This is a genomic window from Nitrosomonas sp. Nm58 (genome assembly GCF_900107335.1).
Lineage (GTDB): Bacteria > Pseudomonadota > Gammaproteobacteria > Burkholderiales > Nitrosomonadaceae > Nitrosomonas.
Genome location: NZ_FNPQ01000001.1, coordinates 334,510 through 347,646 on the forward strand (window position 1 = coordinate 334,510; position 13,137 = coordinate 347,646).

11 protein-coding genes are annotated in these 13,137 nt (G+C 47.2%); 7 read left to right on the forward strand and 4 right to left on the reverse strand.

Annotation, left to right across the window (positions count from 1 at the left end; translation table 11 throughout):
* Positions 1-158: 158 nt before the first annotated feature.
* The 3 genes from BLW34_RS01505 to BLW34_RS01515 are packed head-to-tail and all read left to right on the forward strand — an operon-like array spanning position 159 to position 3,092.
* Positions 159-2,564, forward strand: coding sequence for a heavy metal translocating P-type ATPase (locus BLW34_RS01505; RefSeq protein WP_090574620.1), 2,406 nt, complete (start codon positions 159-161; stop codon positions 2,562-2,564).
* A gap of 20 nt (positions 2,565-2,584) precedes the next feature.
* Entirely contained in the window at positions 2,585-2,794 is a 210-nt protein-coding gene (locus tag BLW34_RS01510; RefSeq protein WP_090574623.1) for a heavy-metal-associated domain-containing protein, read from the forward strand.
* Complete coding sequence (locus tag BLW34_RS01515) at positions 2,778-3,092, forward strand: metal-sensitive transcriptional regulator (RefSeq protein ID WP_256203520.1); 315 nt, start codon at positions 2,778-2,780, stop codon at positions 3,090-3,092. Before BLW34_RS01510 ends, BLW34_RS01515 begins: the two co-directional genes overlap by 17 nt.
* 31 nt (positions 3,093-3,123) lie before the next feature.
* On the opposite strand, the gene BLW34_RS01520 is transcribed toward BLW34_RS01515, so the two are convergent.
* A complete protein-coding gene (locus BLW34_RS01520; protein ID WP_218138718.1) occupies positions 3,124-7,290 on the reverse strand; it encodes an EAL domain-containing protein in 4,167 nt (1,388 codons plus the stop codon).
* Between the two features lie 387 nt (positions 7,291-7,677).
* Here BLW34_RS01520 and cysK point away from each other — a divergent pair, with 387 nt between their 5' ends.
* The 3 genes from cysK to BLW34_RS01535 all read left to right on the forward strand — a co-directional run bounded on the left by cysK (position 7,678) and on the right by BLW34_RS01535 (position 10,044).
* The gene (gene cysK / locus BLW34_RS01525) at positions 7,678-8,658 is read left to right on the forward strand and encodes a cysteine synthase A (RefSeq protein ID WP_090574626.1); all 981 of its coding nucleotides are present in this window, start codon (positions 7,678-7,680) and stop codon (positions 8,656-8,658) included.
* Positions 8,659-8,744: 86 nt separating this feature from the next.
* Positions 8,745-9,605, forward strand: coding sequence for a serine O-acetyltransferase EpsC (gene epsC / locus BLW34_RS01530; RefSeq protein ID WP_177165915.1), 861 nt, complete (start codon positions 8,745-8,747; stop codon positions 9,603-9,605).
* Between the two features lie 22 nt (positions 9,606-9,627).
* Positions 9,628-10,044 (forward strand): GlcG/HbpS family heme-binding protein, encoded by a 417-nt coding sequence (locus tag BLW34_RS01535; protein ID WP_090574632.1) that lies wholly within the window; start codon positions 9,628-9,630, stop codon positions 10,042-10,044.
* A gap of 101 nt (positions 10,045-10,145) precedes the next feature.
* On the opposite strand, the gene BLW34_RS15950 is transcribed toward BLW34_RS01535, so the two are convergent.
* Both BLW34_RS15950 and BLW34_RS01540 read right to left on the reverse strand, forming a co-directional pair.
* Positions 10,146-10,313 carry a hypothetical protein gene (locus BLW34_RS15950; protein WP_177165911.1) on the reverse strand — a complete coding sequence of 56 codons (168 nt, stop codon included), beginning with the start codon at positions 10,311-10,313 and terminating at the stop codon, positions 10,146-10,148.
* Between the two features lie 94 nt (positions 10,314-10,407).
* Positions 10,408-10,863, reverse strand: coding sequence for a hypothetical protein (locus BLW34_RS01540; RefSeq protein WP_090574635.1), 456 nt, complete (start codon positions 10,861-10,863; stop codon positions 10,408-10,410).
* 681 nt (positions 10,864-11,544) lie between these two features.
* Between BLW34_RS01540 and BLW34_RS01545 the strand changes: the two genes are divergently transcribed.
* Positions 11,545-12,552, forward strand: a complete 1,008-nt coding sequence (locus tag BLW34_RS01545) for a metal-dependent hydrolase (protein ID WP_090574638.1) — start codon at positions 11,545-11,547, stop codon at positions 12,550-12,552.
* A 51-nt stretch (positions 12,553-12,603) separates the two neighbouring features.
* Here BLW34_RS01545 and yjgA read toward each other — a convergent pair whose 3' ends face one another.
* Positions 12,604-13,128, reverse strand: coding sequence for a ribosome biogenesis factor YjgA (gene yjgA / locus BLW34_RS01550; protein ID WP_090539285.1), 525 nt, complete (start codon positions 13,126-13,128; stop codon positions 12,604-12,606).
* Positions 13,129-13,137: the final 9 nt, after the last annotated feature.

The window sequence follows — 13,137 nt, forward strand, 5'->3', positions numbered from 1 at the left end:
AGATAGCAAAACGGAGGAAATAAGACGGTTTGGCAACTCATTCTTATTTCTTTTGCGGTTAATATGCCTGCTCCATAGGATATTTACAAATACCCAGTGGGGGTATACGATGGCTTCGTTTCTACAATAAAAGTAAGATGAAAGTAAGGAGAATCGTGATGAGTGTACTTACGCATAAATACATTGAGCTGCCGATCGAAGGGATGACGTGTGCAGCTTGTGCGGCCCGAATTGAAAAGAATCTCAACAAATTGCCTGGTGTTCATGCAGCAGTCAATTTTGCTAGTGAGAAAGCGAGGATAGAATTTGACGAGGCTACCACGCATGCTGAAGAGCTGATCCACTCGATCAAGAAAGCTGGTTTTCATGTCGCCCCCCAATCGGTACAACTCCAGATCAGTGGAATGACCTGCGCTGCATGCAGCGGCCGTATCGAGAAAGCATTAAATAAAATTCCCGGTGTTACAGCTACCGTCAATCTGGCGACAGAAGTTGCTCATGCGAGTTTCTCTCCGGGGGCAGTAATGATAGATGATCTGATTGCAGCTGTTGTGAAGGCAGGTTATGGTGCGAGTGAGATCAGCGAAGCCAGCCGCAATGAAGAGAAAGCCAGGCGGCTCGCAACCTATCAGGCAGAGCTTCGCGCCTTCTGGATTTCCGCTGCGCTTACCTTGCCATTCATGCTGCAAATGGGTGTCATGCTTATGGGGGATCATACCGATCTGTTGCCACGCTGGCTGCAGTGGTTGTTGGCGACACCCGTTCAGTTCTGGGTGGGTAGACGTTTCTATGTGGGGGCCTGGCATGCATTACGGGGTGGTGGAGCCAATATGGATGTATTGATCGTACTGGGCACCAGCATGGCTTATTTCTTCAGTGCGGCTGTCATACTTTTTTCGCTGAACCAGCATGTTTATTTCGAGGCAAGCGCAGCGATCATTACGCTGGTGTTATTAGGTAAGCTGATGGAAGCCCGCGCAAAAAGCAAAACCTCGGCAGCTATTGAGGCGTTGATCAAGCTGCAACCCAAAACGGCACGGGTGGAACGTGAAGGTGAAATCATCGAAGTTGACGTCAACACGCTTAAAGTAGGTGATATTTTTATCGTGCGTCCCGGCGAGAGTTTGCCGGTAGATGGCGTCGTGATCGAAGGCACATCCAGTGTGAACGAAGCGATGCTGACGGGCGAAAGTCTACCGGTAGCCAAACAAGCCGGTGTCAAGGTGTTTGCAGCTACCCAGAATCAGCAGGGGTTGCTGAAATGCCGTGCTACCAGCGTGGGTGCGCATACACAGCTTGCGACCATCATTCGCTTAGTGGAGGAAGCGCAGGGTTCCAAAGCGCCGATTCAGCGCATGGCTGATACCATTGCAGGCATATTTGTGCCCGTGGTCGTGGTCATCAGTATTCTGACCTTGGTATTAACTTGGTGGTTGACAGGAAATTTCGTACTCTCGCTGATCAACGCGGTTGCCGTGCTGGTGATTGCCTGTCCGTGTGCCTTGGGTTTGGCGACACCGACAGCCATCATGGTGGGCACCGGGCGCGGGGCGCAAGCAGGTATACTCGTGAAAAATGCTGCTGCACTCGAACATGCTGAAAAAATTCGGGTTTTGATCGTAGACAAGACGGGAACCCTCACGGAAGGGAGACCCGTTGTTACCGATGTCGTTCCGGTAGGCTCAATCACAGAACAAGTATTGCTAGAGATCGCTGCTACCCTGGAACAAGGCTCAGAGCATCCACTCGCAAAAGCCGTGCTCGAGCATACTGCTAGCATGGCTATCCGGCCTCAAGTGATGAGTCATTTTACAGCGGTGACCGGGAGTGGGATCATGGCCCGAATCAGTGATGCTGGATATCTAGTGGGCTCACCAAAGTTTCTGCACGCGCAGGGCGCAGCCATCGATCAGTCTCGTATAGCGGCGCTTCAGGCTGAAGGCAAGACCGTAGTTGGTGTGGCTGCTCAGCTCGGGGAGACATGTCAGGTACTTGGCTATCTTGCGATCGCCGACCGGTTGCGGAGTACCTCGGCGCAAGCTGTCAGGCGATTGCAGGCAATGGGCATTGAAGTCATCATGTTGACTGGCGATAATGCTGCGACGGCTGCTGCTATTGCCAAGCAAGCAGGCATTGCCCGGTATCGTGCCGAAGTCTTGCCACAAGATAAAGCAGCTGAGGTGATCAAGATAAAGGTAAGCGGGCAATTTACCGGCATGGTGGGGGACGGCATTAACGATGCACCTGCGCTGACTGCGGCTGACGTGAGTTTTGCCATTGGCGCAGGTTCTGATGTGGCGATCGAGGCGGCGGACATTACGCTGATGCATAATGATTTGATGAGCGTGGTCGATGCGATTTCGCTTTCCCGTGCGACCTTGGGCAAGATCCGTCAGAATCTGTTTTTTGCCTTTATCTATAATGTACTGGGGATTCCATTGGCCGCCATGGGCATGCTTAACCCGATTATCGCAGGCGCCGCCATGGCCATGAGCTCAGTATCGGTCGTTAGTAACTCACTGCTGCTAAAGCGCTGGCAGGCAGGTGCCCAGATTAATTCATAACATTGAAAGGGAATCATTAAATGCAAACAACCATCATCAACATCAAAGGCATGACCTGCATGGGCTGTGTCAGAAGTATTAAAAATGTGCTGGAAAAGATCCCTGGCGTCAGCAGCGCAGAAGTTTCGCTGGAGGATGCTCAGGTTACCATCCAGTTCGATGCGACTATCGTCAGTAACGATCAGTTTAAGCAAGCAATTGAGGAAGCGGGCTTTGAAGCCATCATCTAATAAAAAGGAGTTATGCCATGTGCCTGATCATGTCATGCAGCCTGATAAGGAGGCGTTAATAAAACGTCTTAACCGCATTGAAGGTCAGGTACGGGGTGTAGCCAAAATGATTGCGGAAGATCGCTATTGTGTTGAGATTCTGAATCAGGTTTCCGCTTTGCAATCCGCACTGGATGCTGTGGCCATGCAGTTACTCGAAAACCATGCGCATGGCTGTATGCATGAAGCCATTCAGTCTGGTAATGGCGATGCTGCCATTGATGAACTCATGACCGTGGTGCGGAAGTTCGCGCGATAGTGAGGGATGAAATACCGGCAAGTGATAATTTTTATTTGTATGGAATATGCGGCTCAGGATGTCCAAAGAAATATCCCTGCGCAAGATCGATACCCATGCTTTTTACCATGTCCAGAGTGGCGGCATCTTCGACAAACTCCGCTACTGTTGTTTTTCCGAGTCCGCGTGCTACTTCTACCATGGCTCTGACAAAAATCTGGTTGTCGCGATTTTTAGGAAGATCACGGATAAATAAGCCGTCTATTTTGAGTATTTCCACTCCCAAGTATTTAAGGTAACCAAAGGTGGAAAACCCGCTGCCAAAATCGTCCAGGCAAACTCGGCAGCCAGCTTGCTGGGCTGCTTCGATAAAGCGCTGGGCATCCTGGATGTCCGATACCGCCGCAGTTTCGGTCAGCTCTATAATGAGGCGTCCGGGATCCACATTGAATTCGTTTAACAGATTACGGATATAGTGTGGAATTGCCGGATCGTCAAAGGTGCGGCCGGAAATGTTAATTGCGACCGGTGGCATATCCGGATTTTGACTGAGTAGCTTGATACTGCGTTTTATTACCCATCGATCAATGTTGACGATTTGTCCGTTTTTTTCTGCGACAGGTATGAATTGACCCGGCATGATCAAATGATCAGGGTTATTTGAATCTCGCATCCTGACGAGTGATTCTAAATGAGTCAAGGTATTCCGGGTAGTTTCATATACGCCCTGAAAATGAATTTCAAATAGATCTTGCTCAAGGGCTTGAGCTATCCGGTTATACCAAGTCATTCGATGCATCATGGCCTCAGAAGTGTCACGTGCAGGATCGTAGACGGTCCAGGTATTTTTGCCTTTATTTTTGGCCTGATACATAGCAGCATCGGCATGAGCAATCAGATTTTCTGCTGTTTCTCCATGTTCTGGGAAGATGGCTACGCCTACACTGCTGGTAAGACGAATATTTGTACCGCGAAAACGCAAGGGAATAGACGAAATAGCTGCCACAATACGAGCAGGTAGCGCACTGATATCATCTTTTGGTTGAATAAGACTTAGAATGGCGAACTCATCCCCCCCTAAGCGAGCGAATATTTCGATATGACGAACAATGCTGGAGATTTCTCCGGCAGCCCGGATCAATACTGTATCGCCTGCCCGATGACCAAAGGTATCGTTAATATATTTGAAATCATCTAGATCAAAATAGAGCAGCGCAAATTTGCTTTGATTGCGCAGGGAGGTCGCGATCAAATTATCCAGCTCCTCCTGGAAGCGGTGTCGGTTGTATAGACCTGTCAGCGGATCACGCTCAGCTAGGTAGATGAGTTGTTGGGCAGTTTGCCGTTCCTGGGTAATATCTTCATAAATCCACAACCGTCCCATAGTTCGGCCTTCAGTATCGTTTACCGGGTAAGACAATTGCGTAAATATCCGCCCGTCGGTGAACTCAAGCTCAGACCGTTCGCTAACTCCATGAGTATCCAGTGTATGCACATATTTTGATGCATGGTCGGGCTGCACAAAATATTTGGTAGATCGCTCGAACACAGTTTTAGTCGGTATGTTCAGTAAGTTTTCATGCTTACCAATATCCCACATACGGAGGAAAGTCGGGTTCAAGTACTCCACTCTCTGCTCATTATCTTCAAACAGAATTCCGATATTCATGGCTGATAGCAAAGCACTCATGCGACTTTGTTCCCGCTCCGCCAGGGTGCGTAGTTCACGCTGATGCGTCTCAGAAATACGCAGTTCTCTTATGGCTGAATTTAGGTTTTCTTCAGTTTGTCTTTGTTTCGTGATATCAAACATGACACCTTGAAGCAATATTGGTTTGCCCGCTGCATCTTTTAGTAAAATGGCATCATCCCGAACCCAGGCAATACTGCCATCTTTTTTAAAGATACGATATTCCAAATGATAAGGCTCACCAGTCGTTAGGCTCACTGACAAGCCAGTCATAATTCGCTCTTGATCATCCGGATGAATCTGTTTTATGCGGAGTTGAGGATCATCGAGCCACTCGTGCTTGCTAAAGCCAAGCTTGGGCTCGATTTGTGGGCTGACGTAGATGGTTTTTGCTATCGGATTGATATCGGCGATGTAAGTTACCGCTGGAATTTGCTCAATCAGTGTTCGATATTTTGATTCGACACTCAAACGATCAGTAATATCCCGGGCATACGCCAGTACGCCAGTTATTTCGCCGTTGGCATTCCGCATCGGCAGCTTCAAAGTGTCAAACCAGCGTAGCTGCCCATCTGCAAGGGTAGCAGGATCGGCAGGGTTATGTACTTTCTTGCCGGCAATCGCCTCATCGTCATCTGCGTGAAAACCTCTGATTCCCTGGGCCGGATCACCGTAGCACAGATGCTCAGGCCAGAAATCAGTATCCAATTTACCCAACATTTCTGCAGGCTTAAACCCTTGACTGCTGGCAAAAGCCTGGTTTACCAATACAAATCGATGCTCTTTATCTTTTACGAAAATCCAGTCTGGTGTGGCGTCAATAACTGTTCGCAGTAAAGTCTTAGCATGCTTGACGACTGCCTCTGCGAATTTGCGCTCACTGAGATCCTGAACCGTCCCCAGTATTTCGATTGCTTTGCCGCTACTATGAATCGTGATCTCAGCTTGTTCTTTAACCCACTTGATCGCCCCATTTGCGTTGATCCGGTATTCGATATCGTAAGGCGTGCCCTGCAAGGCTGCGCGCCAGGTATGATCGACCCGATCCTGATCTTCCGGTACAACGCAGGCGAGAAAGCTTCCGTAACTAAGAGGAGTGCTATCTTTTATTCCAAATATTTTGAAAGTTTCCTCGGAGCAGGTAAGTACATTATTTTCCAGATCCAAATGCCAACTGCCCAGTTTGGCCAGAGATTGTGCGCGACGCAGCGCATCTTCGCTTTGACGTAAAGCAAACTCCCTGGCTTTTCGATCACTGATGTCGGTATATGTGCCCAGCATGCGCAGCGGATGTCCTTGATCGTCCCATTCGACTACTTTGCCCAGAGAAAGTATCCATTTCCAACTGCCTTGCCGGGTGAGCTGCCGAAATTCCGCCTGATAATCTTCGCGTAAGCCACTGATGTAATCTTTGTAAATCTTGAAGGCCGGTTCGCGGTCCTCCGGATGGAGGCGATCGCGCCAGCGGGCACTGGTTTCCTCGAAAGTTTGCGGCTCATAACCCAGTATACGAGCATATTCAGGACTGATAGTTGCCATTCCTGTTTGCACATTAAGATCATAAAGACCTTGGTTAGAGGCTGTCAGCGCCATACGGAGGCGCGATTCACTGTCACGCAAGCTTTGCTCTGCTTGACGCCAGCTTGCCTGAATACCGATCATCATGTGCGAGATGAGCGCAACGGTTGCTATAAACATGCATAAGATCAGCTGATTTAGCTGAGGATGGCCTTGAGAAAAAGGACCAAGGTTCTGTGCGGTTCCCCATATGGCAAGCAAGGTAATTGCCAAGGCTGCAATAGAGACACCTCTGACATTAAAACGTAGCCCTGCCCAAATCAAGGGGGGGAACACAAGGAAGGCGATCGATAACTTGAGATGGCTGAGCACCAGAGCATTGCCGAATACCAGCCAAGCCATGGCAACACAGCTACTCATGACCAGGATGAATTCTAATCGAAGTCGGGAATGAAGAGGTTGTGAGTTTGCCTGATGGGCCACCCAGGCTAGCAGTAGAGGTGAAAAAATCATTACACCGGTCATGTCTCCGAGCCACCAGCCGAGCCATGCGCTAAGTACCAGGTTGCTTGATAGCAAGTCACTAAAGTACAGCGATAATGTGCCGCTCGTCGCGCTCAATAACATCGAGCTAGACGCGATCAGAATGAAGGTAACTACATTTCGACCTCGCCCGAAAATGTTTTGAGAACCTATAGTTTTTTTCAGTATTAGCGCGCCCAATATTGGAGCGAGGGTATTGCCTACGGCAATTCCAAGCGCAGTGGAGAATGTAAGTTCGCCTGTCGTTAAATTGATCAAGAGCGAACCGAGAAAAATGCCTGGCCAGCACGAAGGTCCCCATGCCAAGGTGGCTGCGAACGCTATTCCGGCAGGTGGCCAGAACAAGGTAATATTGGAGTTCACGAAAGGCATGCTGAGCCCAAGCTTGCCAGCTAGAAAATATGCGGCTGCTAGCACTATAACCCGTATCATGAAAAACTCGGGCGAGCTGGGTAAGCGCAGTTTCATATTGGATTTAACTGCGGTCCAGGAGCGGAGTAATGATCAGATATTTGTGGGATAGATTGACAACCGCCTTCTATGTCTGTGCTAAATAGAGGTATCCTCTGGTAACATATAGCTATGTTAATTGCCTCTGCCCTTGCTTTTATACCTTTACTGGCTACCGTGAACATGCCAACCTTTTATATTCAGTGCTAATAGATTAATGAGGTTTCATTATATTATTTGGGCCTGACTTTATGTCATATAAATTTTTAGTGTGTGGTGATAGATACGCGATAACGGGGTGGGCATAGTCAAAATAAAGCACATGAATAATGTGTTGGTTTTTTAGTATTTTTCCAGATAATCAACGATGATATGCCGGGATGGCGATAAGGAAGGGGATATCTCATGTCAAATTGGTACCAAGACAATTCACAATCAATTGGGCGAACACCGTTAGTTCGACTCAATCGGGTTACTGATGGCGCAGGAGCGACTGTGCTAGCCAAGATTGAGGGGCGTAACCCGGCATATTCGGTCAAATGCCGTATTGGCGCTGCAATGGTCGATGATGCCGAACGCCAAGGATTACTCGGCCCCGGTAAAGAGTTAGTAGAACCAACCAGTGGTAACACTGGTATTGCCTTGGCATTTGTTGCCGCTGCCCGAGGTATTCCATTGACCTTGACCATGCCGGAAACCATGAGTGTCGAGCGCCGGAAGTTACTTGCTGCTTTTGGTGCCCATCTGGTTCTGACGGAGGGTCAGCGTGGTATGGGAGGCGCTATTGTCAAGGCCAATGAGATCGTAGCTGCAGATCCTGGTCGTTTTGTTTTGTTACAACAATTTACGAATCCGGCTAATCCAGCGATACATGAACAAACGACAGGTCCTGAGATCTGGCGGGATACTGACGGCGCAATCGATATTTTTGTTGCCGGAATAGGAACAGGTGGTACGATGACTGGCGTTTCCCGTTATATCAAACAAGTTAAAGATAAGGCAATTACGTCTGTTGCAGTCGAACCCGCTGCCAGCCCTGTCATTACTCAGCAGCGGTCAGGTCAGCCTTTAGTACCGGGCCCTCACAAAATTCAAGGAATTGGCGCTGGCTTTATACCGGATAACCTTGATCTTTCCCTGGTGGATGAGGTTGAGCAGATCAGTAATGAAGAGGCGGTTTTATATGCGCGCCGCCTTGCGCGGGAAGAAGGGATAATTTCCGGTATTTCCTGTGGCGCTGCAGTTGCTGCGGCTATTCGGTATGCCAAGCGTCCAGAAAATGCAGGCAAAACGATCGTTGTTATTTTGCCGGACTCGGGTGAACGTTATTTAAGCAGTATTCTCTTTGAAGGTATGTTCAATGAACAGGGGTTGAATATAGAGTGACTAACGTCAATAGGATCAGCGATCTCCAGTTAAGAAGTACCTACCTTGAGATTGATCATATCGTTGCAGAATTACATGCCCTGCGGATGGCTGCGCTGGAAAATCGGCAGGGGCATAGAAGACCCCCCAAGCTTCCTTCACGCAAAATTCTGGTTGGCGTTGCAGAGGGGTTGAGTGCTGCGATGTTTCCTAATCGCCTGGGCTCAGCTGATCTGGCGGATGAGGGGGTCGATCATTATGTTGGACATACGCTGAATACTACCCTGCGCGCACTGCTGGTACAGATACAGCATGAATTACATTTTAGCTCAGGTTTGGAAAACTTGAGCGATGAAGATCGTGAACGGGCAGTAGATATCACACAAGCATTTGCCAAGTGCTTGCCTGCGATTCGCAACTTGCTGGAAAGCGACATTGTTGCAGCTTACGAAGGTGATCCTGCTGCTCACAGTGTTGATGAAGTGTTGGTATGCTATCCAGGCATCACAGCGATTATTTACTATCGACTGGCGCATGAGTTGCACCGACTGGGTGTGCCTCTGATTGCGAGGATGATTTCAGAAATAGCTCATTCACTGACTGGGGTAGAAATACACCCTGGCGCCCAGATTGGCGGCAGTTTCTTTATCGATCATGGTACGGGCGTGGTCATCGGAGAGACTGCTATCATAGGCCGCAATGTACGGCTATATCAGGCAGTGACTTTAGGTGCAAAACGATTCCCGGTAGATGAACACGGGACTTTAGTAAAAGGTATTCCGCGTCATCCTATTGTGGAGGACGATGTCGTGATTTATGCAGGTGCGACTATTTTGGGGCGTATCACGATCGGATGTGGTTCAACGATTGGCGGGAACGTTTGGTTGACACGTGGCGTGCCACCTGGCAGCCATATTACTCAAGCGCAGACGCGTCATGAAACATTTGAAGGTGGAGCGGGGATTTAAGGACTATATTTGAGGAACAGCCATGGTAAACAGCAAACTTTTTCTGACACTTGATGATGCCAAAGAGATCGCTGCTGCTGCAGAAGCAGAGGCGAAGCGCAATAATTGGTCGGTAGTGATTGCTATTGTAGATGAAGGGGGGCATTTACTTTACTTTATGCGGCTGGATAACACGCAATATGGCAGTGTTGAGGTCGCCATACAAAAAGCCAGATCAGCCATTGCCTTTCGACGACCGACTAAAATATTGGAGGAACAAGTTAGTCAAGGGCATGTACGTTACTTAAGTTTGCCTGGAGCAATACCCATTGAAGGTGGGGTGCCTATTGTATTGGGAAATCAATTTGTGGGCGCGATCGGTGTGAGTGGCGTAAGGTCTTATCAAGATGCACAAATTGCGCAAGCGGGAGTCAATGCACTTAATCCAGATTCTCTTTAGCTCGTAATTTCTAATGGAAGGGAGGAGCGCCGTGATTGTAGAGGTGCCAACCAGTCCAAGGCGCTAATATCAGAGCCTGCAGCTATCAACGGCGATATAATCTAAGTAGTGGTATCTGGGAGGGGGCCGAGTGTTCTTGTGACAGCTTTTGCTGTAATCGTACTGCAGATCACCGCAACTTCCGATATTCTCATCCTCACGAGTAATTCTTGCTTAGCAGCAGCTTCACGCACCTGGACGATTAATACACTCAGCTTGACTGTTACCATTGGATTTCGGTTGATCTCATTTGCTTATCTTTAGTGCTACCAAATATTTATTCGGTAGCATAGGGCAAAAACGATTTGATCTTTTTGATAATCATCAAGCTACAAAAAATTTGGAGATCCACTCTTCAGTGGACTGTATAGGTTTACTAACGACTGTGCGTAATATTCCGAGAATGTCATGCAGGTTATCTGCGGTCGCGATAGCTTCAGTAAAAGTGTATTCAATACCACTTCTTGTGAGTCTTCCAACTCCTTCGCTTGCTTTATACATGAAACCTAGCCTGTCACATAATTTATTAGTATTGTTTTGCGCTTTTTGTAGCCTCTCAGAAATGGAGCCATCTATATCAATCGGAATATTTAGATTCTGAATGGCGACTATTGATTTACTAGCAAAGGCCGCATCTGCTGTCATTTGTGCTATAAGTCTGTTTAATTGTGATTGTGTGGGTTGGGCGTCTTTCAGTAAATCGAGATTACGGACACTTTCCGCTACTATTTCGAGGCTAAAAGTATGTAAATCGGTATGAAGTTTGTTCAACTCTATCATCTTGTTTCCTAATGAGGGTGTGCATCATTTGATCACGCATAGCATAGTTACGACACATCTTTAGAAAGTAATTCGAAAAGCCTGTTACATGATCCAATGGTTGCGTTGGGTAGCGTCACATGATTGCCAGCGATTAAACGGCTTGATTTATTGTTGTCATAAATCATTGTTTAACTGTTATTTTATTTCCGGTTTTATAATAAGCATGGCGGTTTATGCTTGATTGGGTGGCGTAGGATTTAATTGCTGAGCTGATATATTTTGTATAATCGATCATGTAAACTATTTTCCACGAAGAGAGGAGTCCCAGTAGATTGGAGCGTCATCTCCTTCGTAAAGAGTGTGCTGGCTTTTTTATGTTTTTTCTTCTGCTTGAGCTAAATATATCAAAGCTCATTGATTTCTTAGAAAGCTGAGTGCAAACATAATTTAGCTAGATTGATATTGATTACCCAGAGATTATAAACCAGCAGCTTATGCAATTCGAGTATTTGTCGCTGGGATTCGAGGTGAGCGCGTTTAAATGAGGTAATTCTAAAAAATTATGACGGAATCTCAAAAGTGTAGTATCGAGATTCCATATTCAACTCAACGGATTTTGGTTATGGCTCATAAAGAAGCCATCTATTAATCAAACGAGATAAACAGGTCATCCATCTTTCTTTATAATTGGTTGTTAACATGGACTTACTTACTCAAGGATTGTTGGGAGCTAGTCTGGCGCAGGCAGGTACTCAGAGAAATGAAATACGTATAGCGACAGGAGTTGGATTCTTTGCGGGATTGCTTGCGGATGCGGATATTCTGATTCAATCATCCAATGATCCCTTATTAACAGTTGAATTTCATCGCCATTTCACGCACTCCATCTTCTTTGTTCCGTTTGGCGGATTCATTGCAGCACTTATTCTCTGGCCATTTCTTCGGAGGCGGCTGTCTTTTACACGTCTATACCTGTTTTGCTTCTTGGGCTATTGCTTAAGTGGCGCGCTGGATGCATTGACCAGCTATGGCACTCATTTATTCTGGCCAGTTAGCGAAGCCCGTGTTGCGTTCAATATCATTTCTGTCATTGATCCCATTTTTACCTTGATACTGTTGATAGCAGTCGTCTATGCCTATAAGAAGAATGCTGTATTTGCTGCGAGGGCTGGCCTGACTATCGCGGGAATTTATCTTGTGTTTGGTTGGGTGCAGTTACAGCGCGCAGAAGCAACAGCTGCGGCTTTAGCCGATTCCAGGGGGCATGCCACTGAACAATTGCTGGTAAAACCCACGTTGGCCAATTTGGTGTTGTGGCGTTCGGTTTATGAAACAGAGGGAAAATTCTATGTAGATGCGATTCGTGTTGGCTTGTTTTCAGAACCCCGTATCTATCCGGGGGAATCCATCAAAAAATTCATGGCTGATCAGCACCTTGATCAATTCCCCAAGGATTCAGTATTAGCGAAGGATATTTCTCGTTTCACTATTTTTTCTGGTGGTTTTGTCGCTATTCAACCTGAACACCCTGATCTATTGATTGACGTGCGTTACTCAAATTTGCCCACGACTATTGCGCCGTTATGGGGGATAGAGATGAATCTGCAAGACACCAGTCAACATGCGTTATATCGATTATTCAGAGATGCTTCCAAAGAAACACGTCAAAAATTTCTAGCTTACTTAATGGGTCAATCTATCGATTAATAATATCCCTATCCCGCCTAATTTGCGGTTATTCCCAGTTAGCGCCTGACATTAGTTTGAAGCTGCTTGTTCAGGAACGATTACGCGTAATTCATGGAATAAAGCCCGGAAACTCTTAGGGGGTTTTCCTGCGAGCTTTTCTTTGTTGGTATTGCGTACCAGTGTTCGTAAGCGTTGCAAATCAGCGTGGGGGTATTGCTGTCCAAATTCAGTAAAAGCTGTTTCATCCGTTAGGAGACGCTCGCGCCAGCGCTCCAGTTGATGCAGCCATGCTGTATGGTGTAGGTTCGTGCCTTGCCAGGTATTGATTTTCTCCTGAATAGGGGTTGCATCGATTTCCCGCATCAGCTTGCCAATGTATTGTAATTGGCGACGACGTGCTTCATGCTTAGTTATACGTTGGGCCTCAAGGATAGCGTCCATGAGTGTTTCTGGTAAATCAAACTCAGCTATCTGTTTGGGATCAAGCGCAACCAATTGTTCCCCGATATCCTGCAATGCATGCATGGCGTGTTTGCGGCGTGTCTTGCTGGGTGGTGATTCCTGCCCGGAATCATTTTTTAGGTCATTTTGCATAGCTAGCTA

Excerpts from the sequence above, each read along its gene's own strand:
- cysK (WP_090574626.1), top strand. The coding sequence starts at position 7,678 with ATGTCAAATTGGTACCAAGACAATTCACAATCAATTGGGCGAACACCG.
- BLW34_RS01510 (WP_090574623.1), top strand. The coding sequence starts at position 2,585 with ATGCAAACAACCATCATCAACATCAAAGGCATGACCTGCATGGGCTGT.
- epsC (WP_177165915.1), top strand. The coding sequence starts at position 8,745 with ATGGCTGCGCTGGAAAATCGGCAGGGGCATAGAAGACCCCCCAAGCTT.
- BLW34_RS01520 (WP_218138718.1), bottom strand. The coding sequence starts at position 7,290 with ATGAAACTGCGCTTACCCAGCTCGCCCGAGTTTTTCATGATACGGGTT.
- BLW34_RS15950 (WP_177165911.1), bottom strand. The coding sequence starts at position 10,313 with ATGGTAACAGTCAAGCTGAGTGTATTAATCGTCCAGGTGCGTGAAGCT.
- yjgA (WP_090539285.1), bottom strand. The coding sequence starts at position 13,128 with ATGCAAAATGACCTAAAAAATGATTCCGGGCAGGAATCACCACCCAGC.
- BLW34_RS01535 (WP_090574632.1), top strand. The coding sequence starts at position 9,628 with ATGGTAAACAGCAAACTTTTTCTGACACTTGATGATGCCAAAGAGATC.
- BLW34_RS01545 (WP_090574638.1), top strand. The coding sequence starts at position 11,545 with ATGGACTTACTTACTCAAGGATTGTTGGGAGCTAGTCTGGCGCAGGCA.
- BLW34_RS01540 (WP_090574635.1), bottom strand. The coding sequence starts at position 10,863 with ATGATAGAGTTGAACAAACTTCATACCGATTTACATACTTTTAGCCTC.
- BLW34_RS01505 (WP_090574620.1), top strand. The coding sequence starts at position 159 with ATGAGTGTACTTACGCATAAATACATTGAGCTGCCGATCGAAGGGATG.